Raw genomic sequence first — 25,154 nt, forward strand, 5'->3', positions numbered from 1 at the left:
ATGGTCAGCAGCCTCCCAGCCGGGCGTCCCGCGCGGCGGCCATCTTGCTGGGCAGGCCCCAGAGCTGCACGAAGCCCTTCGCCAGGGACTGGTCGAAGGTGTCCCCCGTGTCGTAGGTGGCCATGCCGAAGTCGTAGAGGCTGGCCTCGGAGCGGCGCCCGGTGACGGTGGCCCGGCCGCCGTGCAGGGTCAGCCGCACCTCGCCGGTGACGTGCCGCTGCGCGTCGTCGATGAACGCGTCCAGCGAGCGCTTCAGCGGCGAGAACCAGAGGCCGTCGTAGACCAGCTCGCCCCAGCGCTGGTCGACGCCGCGCTTGAACCGGGCCAGGTCGCGCTCCACGGTCACCGCCTCCAGCTCCTGGTGGGCGGTGATCAGCGCGATCGCGCCGGGCGCCTCGTACACCTCACGGCTCTTGATGCCGACGAGGCGGTCCTCGACCATGTCGAGCCGGCCGACGCCCTGGGCGCCGGCGCGCCGGTTGAGCTCCAGGATCGCCTGGTACGGGGTGACGGTCTCGCCGTCGATCGCCACCGGGACGCCGGCGTCGAAGGTGATCACGACCTCGTCGGCGTCGCGCTCCTGCGTCGGGTCGGAGGTGTACGAGTAGAGGTCCTCGACCGGGCCGTTCCAGATGTCCTCCAGGAAGCCCGTCTCCACGGCGCGGCCCCACAGGTTCTGGTCGATGGAGTACGGGGACTTCGCCGACACGTCGATCGGCAGCCCCTTCTCCTCGGCGAAGGCGATCGCCTTGTCCCGGGTCCAGGCGTAGTCCCGGGCCGGCGCGACGATCCTGAGGTCGGGGGCGAGCGCGCCGAGGCCGGCCTCGAAGCGGACCTGGTCGTTGCCCTTGCCGGTGCAGCCGTGCGACACGATGGTGCCGCCGTGCCTGCGGGCCGCGGCCACCAGGTGCTTGACGATCAGCGGCCGGGACAGCGCGGAGACCAGCGGGTAGCGGTCCATGTAGAGCGCGTTGGCGCGCACGGCCGGCAGGCAGTACTCGGCGGCGAACTCGTCGCGCGCGTCGACCACCTCCGACTCCACTGCACCGCAGTCCAGGGCGCGCCGCCGGATCGCGTCGAGGTCCTCGCCGCCCTGCCCGACGTCGACCGCCACCGCGATCACCTCGGCGCCGGTCCGGTCGGCCAGGTACGGGATGGCGACGGAGGTGTCGAGCCCTCCGGAGTAGGCGAGTACGACCCGCTCGGTCATGGCGTGGTGTTCCCTTCGACGTTCTCTTCGCGGCGGGCCCAGCCGGCGAGCTTGTCGCCGAGCGCGGCCCCGCCGACGGCCTCGCGGGCCACGACGAGGATGGTGTCGTCGCCGGCGATGGTGCCGACGATCTCGGGCAGGCCCGCCCGGTCCAACGCGCTGGCCAGGTACTGGGCTGCGCCCGGCGGGGTGCGCAGTACGGCGATGTTGCCGCTGGCGTCGACCCCGTTGAGCAGCTCGCGCAGCAGCCGGACCAGCCGGGCCGGCGCGGCCTCGGCGTCGCGCAGCGGCCGGTGGCCGTCCTCGGGGATGTGGTAGACGGCCCGTCCGTCGCCGCCGCGCGCGGTGACCGCGCCCAGTTCCTTCAGGTCCCGGGAGAGGGTCGCCTGGGTGACCTGGATCCCGTCGCCGGAGAGCAGGTCGGCCAGCTCGGTCTGCGAGTGGATCGCCTTGTCGCGGATCAGCTCGACGATGCGGGCGTGCCGGGCGGCGCGGGTCAGCGGGGCGGTCATGTTTTCTCCCTGGTCGCGGCGAGGCCCGGCGCCGCCGCGTCCGGGGCGGCGGGCGCGGCCCCGAGGAGGAACGTCAGCAGCGCCTTCTGGGCGTGCAGCCGATTCTCCGCCTGGTCGAACACGACGCTCTGCGGGCCGTCGAGCACCTCGTCGGTGATCTCCTCGCCCCGGTGCGCGGGCAGGCAGTGCAGCACGACGGCGTCGGCCGCGGCGTGGGCGAGCAGCGCGGCGTTGACCTGGTACGGCAGGAACGGGGTGATCCGGTCCAGCCCGTCGTCCTCCTGCCCCATCGAGGTCCAGGTGTCCGTGGCGACCACGTCGGCACCGGCCACCGCCGCCACCGGGTCGGTCAGCGCCTGCACCGAACCCCCGGTGCCGGCGGCGATCTTCGCGGCCCGGGCGACCACCTCCGGGTCGGGGCCGAAGCCGGCCGGCCCGGCGACCCGGACGTGCATGCCGGCGGTCGCCCCGGCGAGCAGGTACGAGTGGGCGAGGTTGTTCGCCGCGTCGCCGACGTAGGCCAGCGTCCGCCCGGCGGTGCCGCCGCAGTGCTCGCGGACGGTGAGCAGGTCGGCCAGGAGCTGGCAGGGATGGAAGCCGTCGGTGAGCGCGTTGACCACCGGCACGCTGGCGCCGTCGGCCACCTCGGCGATCCGGTCGTCGCCGTGGGTACGCAGCACGATCGCCGCGACGTAGCGGGACAGCACCCGGCCGGCGTCGGCCAGGGTCTCGCCCCGCCCGAAGTGGGTGACCTGGGTGTCCACCACGAGGGGGTGCCCACCCAGCTCGGCGATGCCGACGTCGAAGGAGAACCGCGTACGCAGGCTCTGCTTGTCGAACAGCACCGCCACCGACCGGGGCCCGGCCAGCGGCCGGTGACCGAACCGGTCGGCCTTCATCCGCGCCGCGAGGTCGAGCACGGCCGACTGTTCGGCGGGGCTCAGGTCGTCGTCCCGCAGGAAGTGCCGGATCACGCCCCCGCCTCCGTCGTGCTCGGCATCGCCACGGTGGACGGCGCGGACGCGGCGGGTGCGGTGGGCGGCGTCGAGATCTTGGTAGATTCCGGCCCTTCCAGGGGCCGTTTCCCACCAAGATCCGGCGCGGAGCCGGAACCGGAGCCGGCGGCGGCCGGGGAGGCCGCGTCGAGGGCGGCGGGGAGGGCGGCCAGGAAGTCGTCGGCCTGGGCGGCGGTGAGGATCAGCGGCGGGGCGAGCCGTACCACGCCGGGCTGCACCGGGTTGACCAGGAAGCCGGCCTCCCGCAGCGCCTCGGCGAGCACCTTCGCGACGGGCGCGGCGAGCACCACACCGAGCAGCAGGCCCGCGCCGCGTACGCCGTCGACCAGCGGGTGGCCCAGCGCCTCGATCCCCCGGCGCAGCCGCTCGCCGACCCGCTTGACGTGGTCGAGCAGCCCCTCGCTGGCGATGGTCGACACCACCGCGAGGGCGGCGGCGCAACTCACCGGGTTGCCGCCGAAGGTGGTGCCGTGCGAGCCGGGAGCCAGCAGCTCGGCGGCGCGGCCGAAGGCCAGGCAGGCGCCGATGGGCAGCCCGCCGCCGAGCCCCTTGGCCAGGGTGACCACGTCGGGCTCTATCCCCTCGGCCTGGTGCGCGAACCAGTGCCCGGTACGCCCGACACCGGTCTGCACCTCGTCGAGCACCAGCAGCGCGCCGTGCCGGGCGGTGATCCGGCGCGCGGCGGCCAGGTAGCCGGCCGGTGGGACCACCACGCCGTTCTCCCCCTGCACCGGTTCCAGGATCACCATCGCGGTGGTGTCGGTGACCGCCGCCTCCAGGGCCGCCACGTCGCCGTAGTCGACGTGGGTCACCTCGCCGGGCAGCGGGCGGAACGGGTCGGCCTTGGCCGGCTGGCCGGTGAGGGCGAGCGCGCCCATCGTCCGGCCGTGGAAGCCGCCCCGGGTGGCGACCACGTGCGAGCGGCCGGTGAGCCGGGAGAGCTTGAACGCCGCCTCGTTGGCCTCCGCGCCCGAGTTGGCGAAGAAGACCCGCCCCGGCCGTCCGGCCAGGGCCAGCAGCAGCTCGGCGAGGGCCACCGGCGGCTCGGCGACGTACAGGTTCGAGACGTGCCCCAGGGTGGCGACCTGCTTCGACACGGCCGCCACCACGGCCGGGTGGGCGTGGCCGAGGGCGTTGACCGCGATGCCGCCGACGAGGTCGACGTACTCCCGGCCGGCGTCGTCGACCACGACGGCGCCGGAGCCGGCCACGAGGGCGAGCGGCGGCGTGCCGTAGTTGTCCATCATGGACTGTGCCCAGCGCTCGACGAGCGTGCTCATCCGGCGATCGTGCCTTCCTGGCTGGCGGCCGCGGGGCTGACGGACCCGCTCCGCGCGCTGACGGTGTCCTCTTCGTTCGCGACTGCGGGGCTTGGTCGCTCCGCTCCCGCACTCCTCGCGCTCACGACACCCTCTTCGTTCACGACTGCGGGGCTTGGTCGCTCCGCTCCCGCACTCCTCGCGCTCACGACCATGGTTCCGAATCCTTCCGAGGTGAAGACCTCCAGCAGCGTGGAGTGGGCGACCCGGCCGTCGACGACGTGCGCGGCCGGCACGCCCTGCCGCACCGCCCGCAGGCACGCCTCCATCTTGGGGACCATGCCGCTGGACAGCGACGGCAGCAGCGCCGCCAACTCGTCGACGGTGATCTCGCTGATCAGGCTGTCGGTGTCGGGCCAGTCGGCGTAGAGACCCGGCACGTCGGTGAGGACGACCAGCTTGCGGGCGTCGAGGGCGACGGCCAGCGCGGCGGCGGCGGTGTCGGCGTTCAGGTTGTGCAGCACCCCGTCGGCGTCGGGCGCCACGGTGGAGATCACCGGAATGCGGCCGGCCCCGATCAGGTCGGTGACCGCCGAGACGTCGACCGACTCCACGTCGCCGACCTGCCCGACGTCGACCGGTTCCCCGTCCACGTACGCGGGCCGCCGCACGGCCGTGAACAGCCCGGCGTCCTCGCCGGAGAGGCCCACCGCGAACGGGCCGTGGGCGTTGATCAGGCCGACCAGTTCCCGGCCGACCTGGCCGACCAGGACCATCCGGACCACGTCCATCGCCTCCGGCGTGGTCACCCGCAGGCCGCCCCGGAACTCGCTGGCGATGCCCAGCCGGCCGAGCATGGCGGAGATCTGCGGGCCGCCCCCGTGCACCACGACCGGCCGGAGACCGGCGTAGCGCAGGAAGACCATGTCGGCGGCGAAGGCGCGCTGGAGCCCGGGGTCGACCATGGCGTTGCCGCCGTACTTGACCACGACGGTCGAGCCGGAGAAGCGGGCCAGCCAGGGCAGCGCCTCGATCAGCGTGGCCGCCTTGACCTGGGCGCGGGTGAGGTCGGTGGAGAGGTTCATGTCGAGTAGGCCGAGTTCTCGTGCACGTACGCGTGGGACAGGTCGTTGGTCCAGATCGTGGCCTCGGCGGCGCCGGCGTGCAGGTCGATCCGGATGGTGACGTCCCGGCCGGTCAGGTCAACCTTCGACCGGTCCTCGGCGGCTGCGCCGGAGCGGCACACCCAGACGCCGTTGACGGCGACGTCGACCGCGTCGGGCTCGAACGCGGCGGCGGTGGTGCCGACGGCGGCGAGGATCCGTCCCCAGTTCGGGTCGTTGCCGAACAGCGCGGTCTTGACCAGGTTGTTGCGGGCCACCGACCGCCCCACCTCGACCGCGTCGTCCTCGCTCGCCGCGCCGACCACGTCGATGGCGATCTGCTTGGTGGCGCCCTCGGCGTCGGCGATGAGCTGCTGGGCCAGGTCGTGGGCGGCGGCGGTGACCGCGGCCGTCAGTTCGGCCTGGGTCGGGGCGATGCCGCTCGCGCCGCTGGCCAGCAGCAGCACCGTGTCGTTGGTCGACATGCAGCCGTCGGAGTCGATCCGGTCGAAGGTGACCCGGCACGCCTCCCGCAGGGCGGCGTCGAGTGCCTCGGGCCCGGCCACCGCGTCCGTGGTCAGCACGCAGAGCATGGTGGCCATCGCCGGGGCGAGCATGCCGGCGCCCTTCGCCATGCCGCCGACGGTCCAGCCGCTGCCCCGGGCCACCGCGGTCTTGGGCCGGGTGTCCGTGGTCATGATGGCCTCGGCGGCCGCCGCGCCGCCGTCGCGCGACAGCCGGCGGATCGCCGAGCGTACGCCGGGGAGCAGCTTCTGCATCGGCAGCCGCTCGCCGATCAGCCCCGTCGAGCAGACCGCCACGTCGGCGGCGCCCAGCATGAGTCGTGCACTGGCCCCGGTGAGCGCGGCGGCGGTGTGCTCGGCCGTGGCGTGGGTGTCCTGGAAGCCGGCCGGGCCCGTGCAGGCGTTGGCGCCGCCGGAGTTGAGCACCACGGCGCGGGCGACGCCGCCGCGTACCACCTGCTGGGTCCAGAGCACCGGCGCGGCCTTGACCCGGTTGGCGGTGAACACTCCGGCGACACCGGCGTCCGGGCCGTCGTTGACGACCAGCGCGACGTCGCTCGCGCCGCTGGTCTTGAGCCCGGCAGCCACCCCGGCCGCCCGGAACCCCCGCGGGGTCGTGACACTCACGGCGTTACTCCTTCGTTCGCGACTGCGGGGCTCCGCTGCGCCGCACTCCTCGCGCTCACGGCGTTACTCCTTCGTTCGCGACTGCGGGGCTCCGCCGCGCCGCACTCCTCACGCTCACGGCGCCACGCCCCAGACGGACAGGCCCGTCGTCTCCGGCAGGCCGCACATGAGGTTGGCGTTCTGCACGGCCTGGCCGGCGGCGCCCTTGCCGAGGTTGTCCAGCGCGCTCAGCACGATCATCCGGCGGGAGTCGACGTCGACCGTGGCCTGCAAATGGCAGGAGTTGGAGCCGAGGGTGGCGGCGGTGTGCGGCCAGGCCCCCTCCGGCAGGACGTGCACGAAGGGCGAGTCCGCGTACGCCTCGGCGAGCACCGCCCGCGGGTCGACGCCCCCGGCCGGCACGGCGGTCACCGTGGCGAGGATGCCCCGGGGCATCGGCGCGAGCACCGGCGTCAGCGACAGGCCGGTCGCGCCCGTGGCCTGCTTGATCTCCGGGACGTGCTGGTGGGTGCCCACGCGGTAGGGCGACAGGTCCCCCATCACCTCGCTGCCGAGCAGGTGCGGCTTGGCCGCCTTGCCGGCGCCGGAGGTGCCGGAGGCCGCGACGACCACCACGTCGGCCGGGGAGGCGGCGCCGGCGGCGATCAGTGGGGCGAGGGCCAGGATGATCGCGGCGGCGTAGCAGCCCGTGTTGGCGACCCGGATGGCGCCGGCGATCAGCTCCCGCTGGCCGGGCAGCTCGGGCAGGCCGTAGGTCCACGGCCCGGCGTGCGTGCCGCCGTAGTAGTTGGCCCAGGCGTACGGGTCGGCGAGGCGGTGGTCCGCGCCCAGGTCGACCACGCGCACCTCGGGCGGGAGCTGGGCGGCCAGGCCAGCCGACTGACCGTGCGGCAGGGCCAGGAAGACCAGGTCCGCGTCTGCCAGCGTCGCCGCGTCCGTCTCGCCGAGGACCATGTCCAGGCCGGCGAGCTGCGGGTGTACGACGTCGAGCCGGTGCCCCGCCTGGCTGTGCGCGGTGGCGGCGGCAAGGTCGAACTCCGGATGCCCGGCGACCAGGCGGATCAGCTCGCCGCCTGCGTAGCCGCTCGCCCCGGCGACCGCGACTCGGATACCCATCCCCACCTCCGCATGACTATGCAGGAGAGGCTAGCAAACGCAGACTCCCCGCTGCAAGTTCATACGACTCACTGCATGAGAATGTAAGGGCGAGGATGGCCACGTCAGAACGTCCGCGCAAAGACACCACCGATGCTTGCTTGCTCTCGGTACCGTCGCGGCCACATTCGGTCGGCTAGGCGAACGGGGCAAACGATGGAGCTGGCGCGTCTGATACTCGGCCTCCTGGTCGCCGGCCTTCTGCCGTCGAGCGTCGCGCTTCTCCGTACTCACACAGCGGCCTCCTACGCATTCACCGTGCTGTACGCCGCCTATGCGATCTTTCCGGTACTGCACGGCTGGAAGGCGATCCTGCTCTGGGTCGCTGTCGCGCTGACTGCAAGCCTCCGGTCAGCGCCAGCCGGGCAAGCCGGCAGGTGGACCATCGTCACAGGGCGGGCGGGCGGACACACTCACCGTCGCTCGGCAGCAGGGCACTGGCGACAGTCTCTCCAGAGCACCAAGAACATCGTGTTGCTGGCGGCCATCCTGGCTGGCGCCTTCGTGGCGTTCTACGGCTCCCGCACCTTGGATGTCCTCACCCACCTGTGGATCGAGGACAGCTTCGGCGTGCTCCTCTCGGGGCTTCTCCTCGCCGTCTTCGTTGGCAACCTCATCGTCGCGCGGGTTGTACGGCCCTACTTCCAGGCACTTCCAGAGGAGGACCGGGCGGTTGGGCTGCTACACCTGGGCACCCGACTCGGCTGGATCGAACGAGCCCTCGTGTTCGTCTTCATCGCCGCAGGGCAGCCCGAGGCCGCCGCGTTGGCGATCACCGCCAAGTCGCTCGTACGTATACCCGAAATTCGCGAGCACCAGGGCAAGAACACCGGATTCGGTCAGTACGTCATCGTGGGCACGCTCACAAGCCTGCTTGTTGCCGTCGGCGCTGGGATAGTGGTCCGCATCGCCTTGGGCCTGCCGGCACTTTAGGACAGTGATGACCGCACTCCTGAAACACCCCTACATGCAGAAACTCCTGTCACTCCGCCTTCCTCGGCAGCACTTCGCAGTCGCGGGGAGCGGCCCGCTGTTCGCCCGAGGGTGGATCTCCGATCCAGGCGACATCGACGTAGTGGCTCGAGGCCCCGCCTGGCGCATCGCCCGCCAACACGGCGAGGCAACGCCAGCCCCCTACTCCGACGTCCAACGGCTCAAACTGTTCGGCGGCCAACTGGAGGTGCTTGACGGCTGGTTTCCGGAGGTGTGGTCCGTGAACAAACTGATCGACGAGGCCGACATAATCGACGGAGTTCGTTTTGTTCAGCTGTCCGTCGTGATCGCTACCAAGAAGAGGCTCAGCCGTCCCCGCGACGTGGAACACCTGAACATCATGGAAGCACACGGTTGTCGAACCTAGCCCCGCCGACCTCCTCGTCCCTTCCCCCGCAGCGCTCGCGTCCAACCAGACGCCGATGCCACGCACGCAAGTGAGGTCCGAGGCCGAACGGCCGTACGGCACATTCCTGCAACGGCTCGGTCCTCCGGTCCGCAGCGCCCTGCTGGAGCTGGGCGCCCGCCGGCGGGTGCCCCCGGGCAGATCCTCATCCACGAGGGCGTCCGGGAGTCGCATCTGGTGCTGCTCGAAGAGGGGCTGACGAAGGTCACGGTGAGCCTCCCCGACGGGCGGGCCGCACTGCTCGCCCTACGCGTCGGTGGTGACCTCGTCGGCGAGGTGTCGGCGCTCAACGACCGGCCCCGCTCGGCGAGCGTCACCACCTGTGGGCCGGCGATTACCGGGTCATCCAGCCCAGCCGGTTCAAGACGTTCCTCAAGGAGCACCCCGACGCCGCGCTGGAGCTGGCGGCGATGGTGTCCGACCGGCTGCGCTGGTCCAACCGGCGACGCATCGACTTCACCTCGTACCCGGTGATGATCAGGGTCGCCCGGGTCGTCGCCGAACTCTGCCGTACCCACGGCCGGCAGGGCCGCGACGGCGTCGTCATCGACGTCCGGCTCACCCAGCCCGAGCTCGCCAGCATCTGCGGCGCCGCCGAGACCTCCACCCAGAAGGCACTCCGCGAGCTGCGCACCGACGGCTTGGTCGACACCGGCTACCGCCGGATCACCGTCCGCGACCTGCCCACCCTGCGGACGCTGGGGGACCTGTCCGCCGAGGTGGGCTGACGGGAAGGCCCTCCCGCGTCCGGCGGGAGGGCCTTCGTCGTCGATCAGGCGCCGCGCAGTGTGGCGCCGAAGCGTTCCGCGGCGCGGGCGACCGCCGCGTCCCGGGCGGCCACCGCCTCCTCCACGGTCAGCGTCCGGTCCGGGGCCCGGAAGGTGAGCTTGTACGCCAGCGACCTGCGCCCCGCCCCGATCTGCTCGGAGGCGTACACGTCGAACAGGCGCACCCCCTCCAGCAGCCCGCCGGCGCCCTCGACGAGGGCCTGCTGCACCTGCGCCGCGGGCACCGAGGAGTCGACGACCAGCGCCACGTCGATCAGCGCCGGCGGGAAGCCCGAGACGACCGGCGCGGACGCCACCGGGGCCGCCGGCAGCGCGTCCAGGTCGAGTTCCATGGCGCTGGTGCGCCGGGGCAGCTCCAGCGCCGCCACGACCGCCGGGTGCAGCTCGCCGGCGTGCCCGACCACCGTGCCGTCGACCAGCAGCTCGGCGCAGCGGCCGGGATGCCAGGGGGCGTGCTCGGCGGCCCGGACCTCGACCCGGTCCGCCGGGACGTCGGCGGCGGCCAGCACGTCCCGGCCGGCCTCCACGGCGTCGGCCCAGCCGGCCGGGCGGCCCGCGCCCCACCAGCCGGCCGGCTCGACGTCGCCGGTCAGGACGACGGCGACGTGCCGGGGCTGGTCGGGCACCACCGCGTCGGCGGCGGCGAACTCCTCGTCGGTGGGTCGCCGGTCCACGCCCATCGCCGGCGGGCGGCCGGCGTCGGGACGCGGGTGGAACACCGCGCCGATCTCGTAGAGGGCGAGGTCGCGCTGGCCCCGGCCGAGGTTGCGCTTCACGATGCCGAGCAGCGGGCCGAGCAGCGTGGTGCGCAGCAGCGGCTCCTCCTCCGACAGCGGGTTGGCCAGCCGTACCGCGCGCCGACGCGGGTCGTCGGCGGGCAGGCCGAGCTGGTCGGCCAGCCCGGGGGCGACGAACGGGTGCGCCAGCACCTCCACGTACCCGCGCTCGGCGAGCGACCGGGCCACGGCCCGGCGGCGACGCTGCTGCCAGGTCAGGCCGCGGCCGGGCGGCGCGGTCGGCAGCACGGACGGCACCCGGTCGTAGCCGTCGAGGCGGACCACCTCCTCGACCAGGTCGGCCGGGTCGGTCAGGTCGGGGCGCCAGGTCGGCGGGGTGACGCTGAGCGCGCCGCCGGTGCCGGCGGCCACGCCGACCTCGCCCGGGTCCTCGACCAGCCGGTCGGCGCCCCGGGCGACCGCGCAGCCGACCTGCTCCAGCAGGGCGGCCACCCGCGCCGGCGGGTAGCTCACGCCGATCCGCCGGGTCGGCAGGTCGGCCGGCAGGACGACCGGGGTACGCGGCCGGACGTGGTCGATGTCGAGGATCTCGTCACCGGCCGCGCCGCCAGCGTGCTCGGTGAGCAGCCGGACCGCCCGCGCGACGGCCACCAGCGGCAGGGCCGGGTCGACGCCCCGCTCCCACCGCTTCGCCGCCTCGCTGAACAGCTTGTGCCGGCGGGCGGTGCGCCCGACCATGACGGGGTCCCAGTGGGCGGCCTCGAAGAGCACGTCCGTGGTCCCGGCGACGACCTCGCTGGTCTCGCCCCCCATCACGGCGGCCAGCGAGATCGGTCCGGTGTCGTCGCAGATCACCATGTCCTCGGGCGCGAGGGTGCGGCTGACCCCGTCGAGCGTGGTCAGCTTCTCCCCCGCCTCGGCCCGGCGCACCACCAGCGGCCCGGCGATCCGGTCGGCGTCGAAGGCGTGCATCGGCTGACCCAGTTCGAGCATCACGTAGTTGGTGATGTCGACCGGCAGCGAGATGCTGCGGATGCCGGCGACGGTGAGCCGCCGCTGCATCCAGTCCGGGGTCGGAGCCGTCGGGTCGACGCCGCGTACGAGGCGGGCGGCGAACCGGTCGCAGCCGACGGTGTCGCGCACCTCGACCGGGTACGCCGGCGTGTCGGTGCCGCCGGGCGCGGGCGCCAGGCCCGGGTCGCGGAACGGCACGCCGAGGGCGTGCGACAGCTCCCGGGCCAGGCCACGGACGCTCATCGCGTACCCCCGGTCGGGGGTGATCTCCACCTCGACCACGACGTCGTCGAGGCCGACGACGGGCCGTGCGTCGTCGCCCGGCTTGGCCGGGGTGTCCCCCGGCAGCACGATGATGCCGTCGTGGTCGTCGCCCAGGCCCAGCTCCCGCGCGGAGCAGATCATGCCGTTGGAGTTGCGCCCGTACGTCTTGCGCGCGCCGATGGCGAAGCCGCCGGGCAGCACGCCGCCGGGCAGGATCACCACGACCCGGTCGCCGGGGGCGAAGTTGCGCGCCCCGCAGACGATCTCCTGCGGCTCGCCGGTGCCGTTGGCGTCGCCGACGTCGACGCGGCAGAACCGGATCGGCTTCTTGAAGCCGGTCAGCTCCTCGATCTCGCGGACCTCACCGACGACCAGCGCACCGGTGACGGTCTCCCGCAGGTCCACCACGGACTCGACCTCGATGCCGAGGCCGACCAGGGCCTGCTCCAGGTCGCCGGCGGGCAGGTCGGCGGGGAGGTCGACGTACTCCCGCAGCCAACTGACAGAAACTCGCATGACTCAGACCACCGTCTCCGTAACTCGTACCCGCATCGCCTACGCTCCGGCCCCGAACGCGCGGGTGAACCGCACGTCGCCCTCGGCCATGTCCCGCATGTCGCTGACCCCGTGCCGGAACATCACCGTCCGGTCGATCCCCATGCCGAACGCGAATCCGGAGTAGACCTCGGGGTCGATGCCGCAGGCGCGCAGCACCCGCGGGTTGACCATGCCGCAACCGCCCCACTCGACCCAGCGCGGGCCGTCGCGGTGCTCCGGGAACCAGACGTCGAACTCGGCGGACGGCTCGGTGAACGGGAAGTAGTGCGGCCGGAAGCGGGTCTTCGCGCCCTCGCCGAACATCGCCCGGGCGAAGTGGTCCAGGGTGCCGCGCAGGTGCGCCATGGTGATGCCCCGGTCGACGACGAGGCCCTCCACCTGGTGGAAGACCGGCGCGTGGGTGGCGTCCAGCTCGTCGGTGCGGTAGACCCGGCCCGGCACGATCACGTAGATCGGCGGCGTGCGGGTCAGCATGGTACGCGCCTGCACCGGCGAGGTGTGGGTACGCAGGACGAGCCCGGAGCCCGCCGCCTCGGCGGAGCCGTCGGCGGGGGCGACGTGGAAGGTGTCCATCAGGCCGCGCGCCGGGTGGTCGGCGGGGATGTTCAGGGCGTCGAAGTTGGTCCACTCCAGCTCGACCTCGGGCCCCTCGGCCACCTCGTAGCCCATGCCGACGAACAGGTCGCTGATCTGCTCCATCAGGGTGCTGATCGGGTGCCGGGCGCCCCGGGGCCGCCGGTCGTGGGGCAGCGTCACGTCGACGCGCTCCTCCACCAGCACCCGTTGCGCCTGCTCCCGGTCCAGGACCTCCTGGCGGGCCGCGTACGCGGCGTCGATGGCGCGGCGGGCCTCGTTGACCCGCTTGCCGGCGTCGGACTTCGCGGCCGGCGGCAGCGCGCCGATCTCGCGGCGGGCCAGCGAGACCGGGGACCGGTCGCCGAGGTGCGCCGGGCGCAGCGCGGTCAGCGCGTCCGGGTCACCGGCCTCGGCGAACGCCTTCTCGGCGGCGGCGACGGCCTCGGCCAGGGCGGCCGGGTCGAGCAGGGCGACCTGCTTCGGGTCGTACGGATCGTTGCGGTAGCTCATGGCGTACGGGCACTCCCTCACGGCGGCGCCAGCCCTCACGGGCGGCGAAGCGAGTCTACGGACGCGCGGCTGTGCCGCAGCCCGCCGGTGGGAGTTGTGCGGAGAGCAGGTCAGGCCCGCCGCCCGCCGACACCGGCGGGCTGGCTAAACGAACGCCGTGGCGCGTTCATGGGCGGACGCTCTCCCCTGCGGTCTGTGCCTCGGGCGGCCGGGTCACGGCCGCCGCTGTGCTCTCGCCGAAGCGTACAGGCAGACGGCGGCGGCCGCAGCCAGGTTCAGGCTCTCGGCACGCCCGTGCAGGGGCACCCGGACCCGGGCGTCGGCGGCGACGGTGAGCGCCTCGGGCAGGCCGTGCGCCTCCGAGCCGAAGATCCAGGCGGTGGGGGCGGCGAGCCGCCCGTCGTCGGCGAGGTCGTCGAGGTCGTCCTCGCCGTAGCCGGTGGTGGCGAGGACGGTGAGCCCGGCGGCGCGCAGCGCCGCGACGACGTCCACCGGGTCGGGCGCGCGGACCACGTCGACGTGGAAGAGGCTGCCGGCCGAGGCCCGCACGCACTTGCCGTTGTACGGGTCGACGGCCTCGCCGGCGAAGACCACCGCACCGGCGCCCGCGGCGTCGGCGGTGCGCAGCACGGTGCCGGCGTTGCCCGGGTCGCGGATCTCGGCGAGCACGGCCACCAGGCGGGGCCCGTCGGCCAGGGCCCGCTCCAGCGGCACGTCGAGGTGGCGGCAGACGGCGACGAGGCCCTGCGGGGCGACCGTCTCGGCCAGCGCGGCGAGCGCCTCGTCGGTCACCTCGGAGACGGGCACGTCGGCGCGGGCCGCGACGGCGGCCAGGTCGGCGTGCCGGTCCAGGGCGGCGGGCGTACCGAAGAGTTCGGTGACCACCCCCGGGCGGGCCAGGGCCTCGCGGACCGCCTGCGGCCCCTCGGCCAGGAAACGGCCGGCCGCCTCGCGGTCCCGGCGGCGCTGCAACCGGCGGGCGGCGACCACCCTGGGGGTACGCGGGGTGAAGGGGCCGGAGACAGCGTCGAGGCGTCTCCCGCGCGATGGTGACTGCATGGGAGACGCCTCGATCTGCTGGTGCGCGGGGATCAGGCGGCCTGGGCCGCCGCGCCGCCGGTGCCCTCGGCCGCGACCGCGGCCCGGGCCAGCTCGACGATCGCCGCGAAGGCGGCGGCGTCGTTGACGGCCAGGTCGGCCAGGATCTTGCGGTCGACCTCGATGCCGGCCAGGCGCAGGCCCTGGATCAGGCGGTTGTAGGTCATCCCGTTCGCGCGGGCGCCCGCGTTGATCCGCTGGATCCACAGCTGCCGGAAGTCGCCCTTGCGGTCGCGACGGTCCCGGTAGGCGTACTGCATCGAGTGCAGCACCTGCTCCTTGGCCTTGCGGTAGAGGCGGGAGCGCTGACCGCGGTAGCCGCTCGCGGTCTCCAGCAGGGTACGACGCTTCTTCTGGGCGTTCACAGCCCGCTTGACGCGTGCCATCTCAACTCCTAATTACGTAAGGTGGCGCGCGTCAGCGGCCGAGCAGCTTCTTGATGCGCTTGACATCGGCCTTGGCCAGCACCACGGTGCCGGTCAGCCGACGGGTCTGGGTGGAGGGCTTCTTCTCCAGGTTGTGCCGGAGGCCGGCCTGCTGGGCAACGATCTTGCCCTTGCCGGTCACCTTGACCCGCTTGCCCATCCCCGTGTGGCTCTTCATCTTCGGCATGTGGAACGTCTCTCCCCTGTTACTCGCCGCTGTTGTCGGCGACGGTGCCGGTGTCACCGGCCGCTGCGGGCTCGCCGGCCGGGGCGCCCTCGGCGTCCCGCTCCCTGGGCCCGCCCCGGGTGGCCGTGGCGGCGACCGCGGCGGCCTTGGTGGCGCGGTGCGGCGCGAGCACCATGATCATGTTTCGACCGTCCTGCTTCGGAGCGGCCTCGACGTACCCCAGCTCCGAGATCTCCGACTCGAGCCGGCGCAGGAGCCGGTAACCCAGCTCCGGACGGCTCTGCTCGCGACCGCGGAACATGATCGTCACCTTGACCTTGTCGCCCGCCTTGAGGAACCGCACCACGTGACCCTTCTTGGTCTCGTAGTCGTGCGGGTCGATCTTCGGCCGGAGCTTCATCTCCTTGATGACGGTCTGCTGCTGGTTACGCCGCGCTTCGCGCGCCTTCAGTGCGCTCTCGTACTTGAACTTGCCGAAGTCCATGAGCTTGCACACCGGCGGGCGCGCCATCGGCGCAACCTCGACCAGGTCCAGGTCGACGTCCGCGGCCAGCTGAAGGGCGCGCTCCAGCGGGACGATGCCCACCTGCTCGCCCTCGGGGCCGACCAGTCGGACCTCACGTGCCCGGATCTGCTCGTTCACGCGTGGTTCGACGCTGATGGGGCCTCCTCGAGTCGGAATCTCTACGTGGCCGACCCTCGCGGCTCCCGGGTGGGAGCCGACCTGGAAAGCAGAAGGCCCCGGCGCATGCCAGGGCCCGCTCGACCGGTCGGCACGATCACATGATCGCGCATCCGGTGCCGGGACGTGCCCGGAACCGGTGACCGGACCCGGCCACCGTGGTGGCGACTCGGGTGGGAGCAGGCGCTCCTCTTTCAAGGCCGCACGCGTGGGCGCGATGCGCACACGAAGACAGCCTGGTCGACTTCGTAACACTACACCCTCGCCCGGACACCCTTCCAACCGGGCACCCGGGTCAGCGGCCGGTGGCGCCCTCGGTGAGCCGAGCCTGGTGCGCCTGGTGCAGCCGGCGCAGGGCACGGACCCCCTCGACGGCCCGCTCCTTGTCGGCGGCCTGCAGGGCGACCATCGGCAGCAGGTCGTCGTCGTGCAGCTCCAGGCTGGCCCAGGGCGCGCCCCGGTCGAAGCGGACCCCCCGGACGACCTCCCACGGCAGCTCGTACGAGCCGACGACGTTGCGCACGCGCACCCCCGACGCGTTCGCGTCCACCCGGGGACGGGTGAAGATCAGGACGGCGAGCGCGCCGAGGACGCCGAGCCCGACCATCGCGATCTGGTCGCCGCGCTGGAAGCTGCCGTAGCCGTTGCCCGTCGCGCCGCTCAGCGAGGTCGCCAGCAGGCTGAACACCACGAACAGCACGGCCGCGGAGGCCCAGCAGACCACTCGGATGCGGCGCGGGCGGAGGTGGACGGACTCGATTTCGCTCACCCCACCAGTCTGCCACCCGATGCGGGCCGTTCCGGCGCCGCCACACGTTCCGCAGGCGGGACGGCCTTCCCGAGACCTCGGCGGCCGCGCCCCCGGCCGGCGACCAGGGCGGCCGCCAGGGTGAGCAGCGCCCCGGCGAGCACCGGCAGCCGCAGGCCGGGGCCGCCCGGCAGCAGCGCGTCCAGCAGCAGGGCGCCGCCCAACTGGCCGGCGACCAGGGCGAGCCCGGTGCGCAGCACGCCGACCGCCGGGACGCCGGCCAGCAGGGCGGCCACGATGACGACGCCGAGCAGGCCGCCGGTGTAGAGGTACCAGTCGTCCGGCCAGGTCGGGCCCGGCCCGGTGAGGGCGCCGGCCAGCACCGCGACCAGCAGCACGACGGGCGTGGCCGTGGCGAAGTTGACCACCATCCCGGCGGCGGCCGAACTGGCGGCGGAGACCCGCGCGTTCAGCGCGGACTGGAGCGCGACGGCCAGCCCGCCGGCCACGGCGAGCAGGACCAGGCCGAGGGCGAGGTCGCCGACGGGCTGACCGAGCTGGGCCAGCGTCACGGCGGCCACGCCGAGCAGCGCGCCGGCCACCCGTGGCCGGGTGAGCGCCAGCCGCCCCACCGGTGCCAGCCCGGCCCGGTCGACGGCCAGCCCGCCGAGGCTGCCCCCGGCGACCTGGGCGATGGTGAAGATCGCCACCCCGAGCACCGGCACGATGTACGCGCCGGCCAGCACGATGCCCGCGCCGCCGAGCCCGCCCAGGTACGCCCACCAGGGCAGCCCTGCCCGGCGCAGCGCGGCCAGGCCGGTGCGCGCCGACGGCAACGCCAGGACCCCGAGGCCGACCAGCAGCGCCCCGCCGAGGTTGTTGACCACCGCCCCCAGGGTCGCGTTGCCGGCCCGCTCGCCGAGCTCGGCGTTGATCGCGCCCTGGGCCGCCGAGGCGACGCCGGCGAGGGTGACCAGGGTCAGCGCCGCCCACGGCGGCAGGCCCGACGCCGCGGGCGGGCGCCCCGGCACCGTCCCCGGCGTGGCCGGGCGTCTCACAGCCGGCAGGCGTGGATGTTGGTGACCAGGATCGCGCGCGCGCCGAGCTCGTACAGCTCGTCCATGATCCGGTGCACGTCGTCGCGGAGCACCATCGCCTGCACCGCCACCCAGCCCTCGCGGTGCAGCGGGGAGACGGTCGGCGACTCGATGCCCGGGGTCAGCGAGCTGGCCCGGTCCAGCAGGCCGGCCGGCACGTCGTAGGCGAGCATCACGTAGCGGCGGGCGACCAGCACCCCGTGCAGCCGGCGCAGCAGCTGCGCGGCCTGCGGGTGGGTCGGGGCGTCGGCACGGCGGACCAGCACCGCCGACGAGCGCAGCAGCGGCTCGCCGAAGACCACCAGGCCGGCCTGGCGCAGCGTGGCGCCCGTCTCCACCACGTCGGCGACCACGTCGGCGACGCCGAGCCGGACGGCGTTCTCCACCGCGCCGTCGAGGCGGATCACCTCGGCCTTGAGCCCGAGCTCCGCGAGGTGCCGCTGCACGAGCCCCGGGTACGCGGTGGCGATCCGGTGCCCGCCCAGCTCCTGCACCGAGGCGATGTCGTCGGGGCGGGCGGCGAAGCGGAAGGTGGCCCGGCCGAAGGCGAGGTCGACGACCTCCTCGGCGGGGGCGCCGGAGTCGATCAACAGGTCCCGGCCGGTGATGCCCAGGTCCAGGTCGCCGGAGCCGACGTAGGTGGCGATGTCCTTCGGGCGCAGGTAGAAGAATTCGACGTCGTTGGCCTCGTCCCGGCAGACCAGGTCCTTCGGGTCGGTGCGCTGGCGGTAGCCCGCCTCGCGCAGCATCTGGGCGGCCGGCTCGGCCAGGGTGCCCTTGTTCGGAATGGCGACACGCAGCATGACGGAGTGCTCCTTCGATCGAAACTGATCAACGACGGGGCGCACTCACAGATGTCGGTAGACGTCCTTCAGGTCGAGACCGCTGGCCAGCATCAGCACCTGGACCTGGTAGAGCAGCTGGGAGATCTCCTCGGCGGTGCGTTCCGGCCCCTCGTGCTCGGCGGCCATCCACGACTCGGCCGCCTCCTCGACGACCTTCTTGCCGATGAAGTGCACGCCCTTCTCGAGCGCGGCGACCGTGCCCGAGCCGGGGGTGCCCGCGGCGGCCTTGGCCTGCAGCTCGGCGAACAACTCCTCGAACGTCTTCACGCCGCGATTCTTCCAGCCGCCCCGACGGCCCCGACGTGCCGGGTCAGGCCCCGCTCACCGACCGGGAACGCCCCGCACGACGGGTGCGTCCCCGCGCCGGGGAGGGGTCAGCCGCCGAAGCCGACCCGGTGGCCGTTGCTGGCGAGGGCGCGGATGGCCAGGGCGGCGTCGAGGGCGGCGACGGTCGCCGCCCAGCCCTTGTCCTCCGCCGAGCCGGGCAGCCCGGCCCGGTCGCGGGCCTGCGCGAGGGTGTCGACGGTGAGGACGCCGTGCGCGACGGGCTTGCCCTCGTCCAGCGCCACCCGGGTCAGCCCGTCGGTGACGGAGCGGCAGACGTAGTCGAAGTGGGCGGTGGCGCCCCGGACCACCACGCCGAGCGCGACCACGACGTCGCAGCGCCGCGCGAGGGCCTGGGCCACCACGGGCAGCTCGACCGAGCCGGCCACCCGCGCGGTGACCGCCCGCGCGCCGCACGCCTCGGCCGCCGCCACCGCCCGGTCGAGCATGTGGTCGGTCAGCTCGCCGTGCCAGCGCGCGGCGACCACGCCGACGGTCATCCCGGCGGCGTCCACCGCCGTCACGCCCGGTTCACCGAAACCCGCCATGCCTACGCTCCGATCTCGTCGCCGAGGACCGGGCGGCCCATCGGGGCCTCGGTCACCTCGTCCAGCTCGTCCAGCAGGTGCCCCATCCGGTCCCGCTTGGTGCGCAGGTAGCGCACGTTCTCCGGGTGCGGGCGCACCGGCAGCCCCTCGCGGCCGGTGACGGTCAGCCCGTAGCCCTCCAGGCCGGCGCGCTTGGCCGGGTTGTTGGTGAGCAGCCGCATCGAGCGCACCCCGATGTCGTAGAGGATCTGCGCGCCGGTGCCGTAGTCGCGGGCGTCGGCCGGCAGGCCCAGGTCGAGGTTTGCGTCGACCGTGTCGCGGCCCTGGTCCTGAAGCTGGTACGCCTGGAGCTTGTGCAGCAGCCCGATGCCGCGCCCCTCGTGGCCGCGTACGTAGAGCACCACGCCCCGGCCCTCCCGGGCGACCCGGTCCAGGGCGGCGTCGAGCTGCGGGCCGCAGTCGCAGCGCACCGAGCCGAACACGTCCCCGGTGAGGCACTCGGAGTGCACCCGCACCAGCACGTCGCGCCCGTCGCCGATCTCACCCGTGACCAGGGCGACGTGCTCGGCCGAGTCGTGCTCGCTGCGGTAGCCCAGGGCGCGGAACACGCCGTGCCGGGTGGGCATCCGGGCGTCGGCGACCCGTTCGACCTGCTTCTCGGTCCGCCGCCGGTACGCGACCAGGTCGGCGATGGTGATCAGGGTCAGGGAGTGCTCGGCGCAGAACTTCTCCAGGTCCGGCACCCGCATCATGGTGCCGTCGTCGTTGACCAGCTCGCAGAGCACGCCGGCGGGACGCAGCCCGGCCAGCCGGGTCAGGTCGACCGCGGCCTCGGTGTGGCCGGGCCGGCGCAGCACGCCGCCCTCGCGGGCCCGCAGCGGCACCACGTGCCCGGGGCGGGCCAGGTCGGCCGGGCCGGTGCCGGGGTCGGCGAGCAGCCGGATGGTGTGCGCCCGGTCGGCGGCGGAGATGCCGGTGCTGACGCCCTCCCGGGCGTCCACGGTCACCGTGTAGGCGGTGCCGCGCCGGTCCTGGTTGGTGTGGTGCTGCGGCGGCAGGTCCAGCCGGTCGCACTCGCTCTCGGTCAGCGGCGCGCAGATGTAGCCGGACGTGTGGCGCACCATGAAGGCGAGCAGCTCCGGCGTCGCCAGCTCGGCGGCGAAGATCAGGTCGCCCTCGTTCTCCCGGTCGGCGTCGTCGACCACGACGACGGGCCGGCCGGCGGCGACGTCCGCCACCGCCTGCTCGATGCTGCCAAAGGTGGTCATGCCACGGCCTCCGAGTAGGTCGACGGGATCGGCGCGGGCGCCGGGCGGGCGGCCCGCGAGGTGCGCCACCAGGCGACCAGGCCCCAGGCGCAGAAGGCGCCGTAGACGAGGTACATGGCGGCCGACGGGTAGAACCCGCCGCGCAGCAGCAGCGGCACGCCGACCGCGTCGACCGCGATCCAGATGAGCCAGAAGTCCACCCAGCCGCGGGCCATGCCGTAGGTGGCGAGCAGGCTGCCGGTGAGGATCCAGGCGTCCGGCAGTGGCCCCCAGGAGCCGAGTGCGGCGAGCAGCGGGTACGCCGCGGCGGTGCCGATCACGGCCGCGAGCAGCAGGCCGAGCCGTTCCCGGCCGGTGGCCCAGCGGGGCGCCACCGCCGTCCGGTCGCCGTCGACGCCCCGGCGGCGGTGCTGCGACCAGCGCCACCAGCCGTAGACGCTGACCGAGAAGAAGAAGACCTGCCGGCCGGCCTGCCCGTAGAGGTCGTGCGCCTGCGGGGTGGCGAAGACACCGCCCAGGAAGACGGTGAACAGCAACGCGTTGCCGATCATGCCGACGGGCCAGGCCCAGACCAGCCGGCGCAGGCCGAACACCGCCGACGCCAGCCCGAAGCCGTTGCCGACGATCTCGCGGACCAGCACCGGCGAGCCGGCGATGCCGATCTGCGCGTCGAGCAACCACCCGAGCGGGCCCATCAGGCCACCCCGCCCGGTCCGGCGGCACCCGGCAGGGTGACCGGCAGCCCGCCGGGCGGGCCGGCGTCCGGGAGGGCGGGATCGGCCAGTCGGGCGCCGAGCAGCCGCTCGACGTACTTGGCGAGCACGTCCACCTCGAGGTTGACCGGGTCGCCGACGCGCCGGGCGCCGAGGGTGGTCAGCTTCAGCGTGGTCGGGATCAGGCCGACCGCGAACCAGTCCGGGCCGACCTCGGCGACGGTCAGCGAGACGCCGTCGACGGTGATCGAGCCCTTCTCCACCACGTACCGGGCCAGGGCGGCGGGCAGCCGGAACCGGACGGTCTCCCACTGCGCGGCCGGCTCGCGGGCGACGACCTCGCCGACGCCGTCGACGTGCCCCTGCACGAGGTGCCCGCCGAGGCGGCTGTTCAGCGCGGCGGCCCGCTCCAGGTTGACCGGGTCGCCGGCCCGCAGCGCGCCCAGCGCGGAGCGGCGCAGCGTCTCCCCCATCACGTCCGCGGTGAAGGTCCCGTTCTCGACGTCGACCACGGTCAGGCAGACGCCGTTGACCGCGATCGAGTCGCCGTGCCGGGCGTCCGAGGTGACCAGCGGGCCGCGGACCGCGACCAGCGCCGAGTCACCCGCCGTCTCCGTGATCCGGACGACCTCACCCAACTCCTCGACGATGCCGGTGAACATGTCAGCCCTCCCTCTTCCGGGGCAGCGCGGTGATCCGCAGATCGGGTCCGACCTGCGTAACGTCGACGTACTCCAGGTCGATGGCCTCGGCGATGGTGTTCACACCGGCGTCGACCAGGGCGGTCGGGCCGGCGCCGAGCAGCCGGGGCGCGACGTAGCCGACGATCTTGTCGACCAGGCCGGCGGCCAGGAAGGCGCCGGCCAGCTTCGGGCCGCCCTCCAGCAGCGCGGCGCGGACCCCGCGCTGGTGCAGCGCGGCGAGCAGCGCCGGCAGGTCGACGCGGCCGTCGGGGCCGGTGCCGACCTCCGCCGCGGTGGCGATCCACGTGCGCGCCGCGCCGTCGCGGACCCGGGCGTCGGCCGGCGTACGCCCGTCGGTGTCCACCACGACCCGCAGCGGCTGCCGGATGGCGAGCGTGCCGTCGCGCAGGTTGCGGGCGGTGAGCCGGGGGTCGTCGGCGAGGACCGTGCCCACGCCGGCGAGCACCGCGTCGACGGTGCCGCGCAGCGCGTGCACGTCCATCCGGGCGGCCTCGGAGGTGATCCACATGCTGGTGCCGTCGGCCGCCGCCGACCGGCCGTCCAGCGTCGCGGCGAACTTCCAGATCACGTACGGCCAGCCCCGGCGCATCGAGGTGAGCCAGGCGACGTTGCCGGCCTCCGCCTCGCACGCGCGTACCCCCGTGTCGACCTGGATCCCGGCGGCGCGCAACGTGGCGGCGCCCCCGGTGGCGAGCGGGTTGGGGTCGGGCACGGCGATGACGACCCGGGCGACGCCGGCGCGCACCAGCGCGGTGCTGCAGGGGCCGGTGCGGCCGGTGTGGTCGCAGGGCTCCAGGGTGACCACGGCGGTGCCGCCGCGGGCCCGCTCCCCCGCCTGGGCGAGCGCGACGATCTCGGCGTGCGGCCCTCCGGCGTAGGCGTGGAACCCCTCGCCGACCACCTGCCCGTCGGCGTCGAGCAGCACGCAGCCGACCACCGGGTTGGGGCTGGTCGTGCCGAGACCGCGCGCGGCGAGTTCCACCGCGCGACGCATCGCCTCGTCGACGGAGACGCCGGCCATGCCCTGCCCTCTCACTCGCCGGTCGACGCGCGGGCGGTGACGGGAGGAGACGGCATGGGGCCGCGAGCGTGCGGCGGCGGAGATCCGGGTACGGCGGAGCCGCCCCGGGGGGCGCGCACGGCACGCTGAGGTCAGCGGCCGGGCAGGGCCCGTCCGTCCCGCGCGCTGTCTCCCATCCGGACTGTCTGGGGGCGGGGTTTCCCGCTCCCAACCGTCGGCCCCGGATTCTCACCAGGTCCACCGGGCGGCACGAGGCCGACCGGGTCGCGGGCTTACCACGGTCACACCGTGGATCACCGCCGGTTCGGAATTACACCGAGTCCCGCCAGCGCGTGGTGGGTACACGGGAAGTGTTACACGCCGGACGGGGGGTCGCGCCACCCGGGCGTGGTACTTCACAGCAACAGCGCACGAATCAGGTGACCCCGCGCCGGCGGTCCACCGCCACGTACGAGCCGGGTTGGCTCTTGGCCACCGTCTTCATCTCGGAGGCGACCGCGATCGCCTCCAGCGGGTCGGTGAACCGCTTGCCGGAGTCGGAGAGGGACACGCCGATCGAGAGGGTGACCAGGGCCGCCCGCCGGATGTTGCCCCGGCGGTCCTTCAGCTCCACGTAGCCGCGCGCGGCGTCGACCGGGTCGTAGAGCGAGTCGGCGGCCTTCTCGAAGTCGGCGGAGACCCGGGAGGTGAGCGGCCGGACCTGCTCCGGGGCGCAGACGATGACGAAGTCGTCCCCGCCGACGTGCCCCAGGAACGCCGGCGGCAGCCCGACCGAGACCACCGCCCGGTGCAGGCTGCGGGCCAGGGCCGAGATGAAGTCGTCGCCGCGGACGAAGCCGTACCGGTCGTTGACGCTCTTGAACCGGTCGATGTCGATGTAGCCGACGGCGTAGTCGACCCCGCTGCGGACGCGGTCGGAGATCTCCCGGCGGATCCGGCTGTTGCCGGGCAGCCCGGTCAGCGGCGAGACCTCGCGGAACTCCTTGTTGCGGCGCAGCGTGGAGCTGACCCGGGCGACCAGTTCGGCGGTGTCGAACGGCTTGACCAGGTAGTCGTCGGCGCCGGCGCTGAGCCCGTGCACCTTGTCCACCGTCATGCCCTTGGCGGTCAGCATGATCACCGGCAGGGCGGAGGTCATCGGGTCGGCGCGCAGCCGCCGGGTCAGCTCCAGCCCGTCGATGCGCGGCATCATCAGGTCGACCACCGCCAGGTCGGGGCGCTGGCGCTCGATCACCTCGAGCGCCTCCTGCCCGTCGCTGGCGTGGATCACCTCGAAGCCGTGCAGCCGGAGGTTGAACGCGACGAAACGCGCGATGTCCTCGTCGTCGTCGACGACGAGGATCACGTCCGGACGGTCCCCGGCCGGTTCCACGTCAGGCCCCGGGGGCGGCGCGCTCCGCGAGTGCCCGCAGCTTCCGGACGGCCTCGGCGGGGTCGTCGGCGCCGTAGACGGCGGTGCCGGCGACGAACGCGTCGGCACCCGCCTCGGAAGCCTGGGCGATGGTGTCGGCGGCGATGCCGCCGTCGACCTCGATGCGCAGTTCGAGGTGGCCGGCGTCGACGTGCCGGCGGGCCGTACGCACCTTGTCCAGCAGCTGCGGGATGAACCGCTGCCCGCCGAAGCCGGCCTTGATTGTCATGATCAGCAGCGTGTCGAAGCTCGGCAGCAGCTCCAGGTACGGCTCGATCGGGGTGTCCCGGTCGATCGCCAGCCCGGCCTTGGCCCCCGCCGAGCGCAGGTCCTTGGCCAGGGCCACCGGGTCGTCGCACGCCTCGGCGTGGAAGGTGACGTTGTACGCCCCGGCGTCGGCGTACCCGGGCGCCCACCGGCGCGGGTCCTCGATCATCAGGTGCACGTCGAAGGGCAGCTCGGTGGCGGCCCGCAGGCTCTGCACCACGGGCAGCCCGATGGTCAGGTTGGGCACGAAGTGGTTGTCCATGACATCCACGTGCAGCCAGTCCGCGGCGTTCTCGACGGCGCGGACCTCCTCGGCGAGGCGGGCGAAATCGGCGGCGAGGATGCTGGGCGCGACGATCGGCGGCGGTACGGTCACCGGGCCAGTGTACGAACGCGGCCGACGACCACCCGCAGCGCGCCACCAACCGGGACACCCGGTGACCCGGCGGTGACCAGTGGTGCAGAATTGGCCCTCCCGGGTCGGCGAAACCGGACGAAGGGCCATCCGCGACTGGCCGGACGACCGAAACGCGGCAAGACTCCATCAGGGACGGTGACGTGAGC

28 protein-coding genes are annotated in these 25,154 nt (G+C 73.8%); 4 read left to right on the top strand and 24 right to left on the bottom strand.

Annotated elements, in window-relative coordinates; translation table 11 throughout:
- Positions 1-4: 4 nt before the first annotated feature.
- The 7 genes from AB0883_RS28000 to argC all read right to left on the bottom strand — a co-directional run bounded on the left by AB0883_RS28000 (position 5) and on the right by argC (position 7,367).
- Entirely contained in the window at positions 5-1,210 is a 1,206-nt protein-coding gene (locus AB0883_RS28000) for an argininosuccinate synthase (protein WP_366644304.1), read from the bottom strand.
- Positions 1,207-1,722: an arginine repressor gene (locus AB0883_RS28005; protein WP_366644305.1), complete on the bottom strand. Its 516-nt coding sequence runs from the start codon at positions 1,720-1,722 to the stop codon at positions 1,207-1,209. The genes AB0883_RS28000 and AB0883_RS28005 overlap by 4 nt, the downstream gene beginning before the upstream one ends.
- Positions 1,719-2,696 carry an ornithine carbamoyltransferase gene (argF, locus tag AB0883_RS28010; RefSeq protein ID WP_366644306.1) on the bottom strand — a complete coding sequence of 326 codons (978 nt, stop codon included), beginning with the start codon at positions 2,694-2,696 and terminating at the stop codon, positions 1,719-1,721. Before argF ends, AB0883_RS28005 begins: the two co-directional genes overlap by 4 nt.
- Positions 2,693-4,018, bottom strand: coding sequence for an acetylornithine transaminase (locus AB0883_RS28015; RefSeq protein ID WP_366644307.1), 1,326 nt, complete (start codon positions 4,016-4,018; stop codon positions 2,693-2,695). The genes argF and AB0883_RS28015 overlap by 4 nt, the downstream gene beginning before the upstream one ends.
- Positions 4,015-5,082: an acetylglutamate kinase gene (gene argB, locus AB0883_RS28020; protein ID WP_366644308.1), complete on the bottom strand. Its 1,068-nt coding sequence runs from the start codon at positions 5,080-5,082 to the stop codon at positions 4,015-4,017. The genes AB0883_RS28015 and argB overlap by 4 nt, the downstream gene beginning before the upstream one ends.
- Positions 5,079-6,251 carry a bifunctional glutamate N-acetyltransferase/amino-acid acetyltransferase ArgJ gene (gene argJ, locus AB0883_RS28025; RefSeq protein ID WP_366644309.1) on the bottom strand — a complete coding sequence of 391 codons (1,173 nt, stop codon included), beginning with the start codon at positions 6,249-6,251 and terminating at the stop codon, positions 5,079-5,081. The genes argB and argJ overlap by 4 nt, the downstream gene beginning before the upstream one ends.
- Before the next feature lie 114 nt (positions 6,252-6,365).
- Positions 6,366-7,367 (bottom strand): N-acetyl-gamma-glutamyl-phosphate reductase, encoded by a 1,002-nt coding sequence (argC, locus tag AB0883_RS28030; RefSeq protein WP_366644310.1) that lies wholly within the window; start codon positions 7,365-7,367, stop codon positions 6,366-6,368.
- Between the two features lie 195 nt (positions 7,368-7,562).
- On the opposite strand from argC, the gene AB0883_RS28035 reads away from it, so the two are divergent.
- From AB0883_RS28035 to AB0883_RS28050, 4 genes are all read left to right on the top strand, one after another.
- Positions 7,563-8,339, top strand: a complete 777-nt coding sequence (locus AB0883_RS28035) for a hypothetical protein (RefSeq protein WP_366644311.1) — start codon at positions 7,563-7,565, stop codon at positions 8,337-8,339.
- 7 nt (positions 8,340-8,346) lie between these two features.
- Complete coding sequence (locus AB0883_RS28040; protein WP_366644312.1) at positions 8,347-8,766, top strand: hypothetical protein; 420 nt, start codon at positions 8,347-8,349, stop codon at positions 8,764-8,766.
- 216 nt (positions 8,767-8,982) lie between these two features.
- Positions 8,983-9,279, top strand: coding sequence for a cyclic nucleotide-binding domain-containing protein (locus AB0883_RS28045; RefSeq protein WP_366644313.1), 297 nt, complete (start codon positions 8,983-8,985; stop codon positions 9,277-9,279).
- Positions 9,216-9,533 carry a helix-turn-helix domain-containing protein gene (locus AB0883_RS28050; RefSeq protein ID WP_366644314.1) on the top strand — a complete coding sequence of 106 codons (318 nt, stop codon included), beginning with the start codon at positions 9,216-9,218 and terminating at the stop codon, positions 9,531-9,533. The genes AB0883_RS28045 and AB0883_RS28050 overlap by 64 nt, the downstream gene beginning before the upstream one ends.
- 44 nt (positions 9,534-9,577) lie before the next feature.
- Here AB0883_RS28050 and pheT read toward each other — a convergent pair whose 3' ends face one another.
- The 17 genes from pheT to rpe form a co-directional block, all read right to left on the bottom strand.
- Positions 9,578-12,124, bottom strand: coding sequence for a phenylalanine--tRNA ligase subunit beta (pheT, locus tag AB0883_RS28055; RefSeq protein ID WP_366644315.1), 2,547 nt, complete (start codon positions 12,122-12,124; stop codon positions 9,578-9,580).
- Between the two features lie 39 nt (positions 12,125-12,163).
- A complete protein-coding gene (pheS, locus tag AB0883_RS28060; protein WP_366644316.1) occupies positions 12,164-13,252 on the bottom strand; it encodes a phenylalanine--tRNA ligase subunit alpha in 1,089 nt (362 codons plus the stop codon).
- Positions 13,253-13,465: 213 nt separating this feature from the next.
- Positions 13,466-14,311, bottom strand: a complete 846-nt coding sequence (locus AB0883_RS28065) for an RNA methyltransferase (RefSeq protein ID WP_366644317.1) — start codon at positions 14,309-14,311, stop codon at positions 13,466-13,468.
- A gap of 32 nt (positions 14,312-14,343) precedes the next feature.
- Positions 14,344-14,736 (bottom strand): 50S ribosomal protein L20, encoded by a 393-nt coding sequence (gene rplT / locus AB0883_RS28070; protein ID WP_030335718.1) that lies wholly within the window; start codon positions 14,734-14,736, stop codon positions 14,344-14,346.
- 31 nt (positions 14,737-14,767) lie between these two features.
- A complete protein-coding gene (gene rpmI, locus AB0883_RS28075; protein ID WP_007458415.1) occupies positions 14,768-14,962 on the bottom strand; it encodes a 50S ribosomal protein L35 in 195 nt (64 codons plus the stop codon).
- A 19-nt stretch (positions 14,963-14,981) separates the two neighbouring features.
- Entirely contained in the window at positions 14,982-15,605 is a 624-nt protein-coding gene (infC, locus tag AB0883_RS28080; RefSeq protein WP_089000940.1) for a translation initiation factor IF-3, read from the bottom strand.
- A gap of 334 nt (positions 15,606-15,939) precedes the next feature.
- A complete protein-coding gene (locus AB0883_RS28085; RefSeq protein ID WP_366644318.1) occupies positions 15,940-16,413 on the bottom strand; it encodes a PH domain-containing protein in 474 nt (157 codons plus the stop codon).
- Positions 16,410-17,450 (bottom strand): DMT family transporter, encoded by a 1,041-nt coding sequence (locus AB0883_RS28090; RefSeq protein ID WP_366644319.1) that lies wholly within the window; start codon positions 17,448-17,450, stop codon positions 16,410-16,412. Before AB0883_RS28090 ends, AB0883_RS28085 begins: the two co-directional genes overlap by 4 nt.
- Positions 17,447-18,292 (bottom strand): ATP phosphoribosyltransferase, encoded by an 846-nt coding sequence (hisG, locus tag AB0883_RS28095; RefSeq protein ID WP_366644320.1) that lies wholly within the window; start codon positions 18,290-18,292, stop codon positions 17,447-17,449. Before hisG ends, AB0883_RS28090 begins: the two co-directional genes overlap by 4 nt.
- Before the next feature lie 45 nt (positions 18,293-18,337).
- Positions 18,338-18,601, bottom strand: a complete 264-nt coding sequence (locus AB0883_RS28100; RefSeq protein WP_088947482.1) for a phosphoribosyl-ATP diphosphatase — start codon at positions 18,599-18,601, stop codon at positions 18,338-18,340.
- 107 nt (positions 18,602-18,708) lie between these two features.
- On the bottom strand, positions 18,709-19,206 hold the full coding sequence (gene ribH / locus AB0883_RS28105) for a 6,7-dimethyl-8-ribityllumazine synthase (protein WP_121395195.1): 498 nt from the start codon (positions 19,204-19,206) through the stop codon (positions 18,709-18,711).
- Positions 19,207-19,208: 2 nt separating this feature from the next.
- Positions 19,209-20,474, bottom strand: coding sequence for a bifunctional 3,4-dihydroxy-2-butanone-4-phosphate synthase/GTP cyclohydrolase II (locus AB0883_RS28110; protein WP_366644321.1), 1,266 nt, complete (start codon positions 20,472-20,474; stop codon positions 19,209-19,211).
- Positions 20,471-21,169: a nicotinamide riboside transporter PnuC gene (gene pnuC, locus AB0883_RS28115; protein WP_366644322.1), complete on the bottom strand. Its 699-nt coding sequence runs from the start codon at positions 21,167-21,169 to the stop codon at positions 20,471-20,473. Before pnuC ends, AB0883_RS28110 begins: the two co-directional genes overlap by 4 nt.
- Complete coding sequence (locus AB0883_RS28120) at positions 21,169-21,849, bottom strand: riboflavin synthase (protein WP_366644323.1); 681 nt, start codon at positions 21,847-21,849, stop codon at positions 21,169-21,171. Before AB0883_RS28120 ends, pnuC begins: the two co-directional genes overlap by 1 nt.
- Position 21,850: 1 nt before the next feature.
- Positions 21,851-22,912, bottom strand: a complete 1,062-nt coding sequence (gene ribD, locus AB0883_RS28125; protein ID WP_366644324.1) for a bifunctional diaminohydroxyphosphoribosylaminopyrimidine deaminase/5-amino-6-(5-phosphoribosylamino)uracil reductase RibD — start codon at positions 22,910-22,912, stop codon at positions 21,851-21,853.
- Positions 22,913-23,327: 415 nt separating this feature from the next.
- Positions 23,328-24,284 (bottom strand): response regulator, encoded by a 957-nt coding sequence (locus AB0883_RS28130; protein WP_121395205.1) that lies wholly within the window; start codon positions 24,282-24,284, stop codon positions 23,328-23,330.
- A gap of 1 nt (position 24,285) precedes the next feature.
- Positions 24,286-24,966: a ribulose-phosphate 3-epimerase gene (gene rpe / locus AB0883_RS28135; RefSeq protein ID WP_121395207.1), complete on the bottom strand. Its 681-nt coding sequence runs from the start codon at positions 24,964-24,966 to the stop codon at positions 24,286-24,288.
- Positions 24,967-25,154 lie beyond the last annotated feature (188 nt).

It is taken from the genome of Micromonospora sp. NPDC047812 (assembly GCF_040704175.1).
In the GTDB taxonomy this organism is placed as follows: Bacteria; Actinomycetota; Actinomycetes; order Mycobacteriales; family Micromonosporaceae; genus Micromonospora.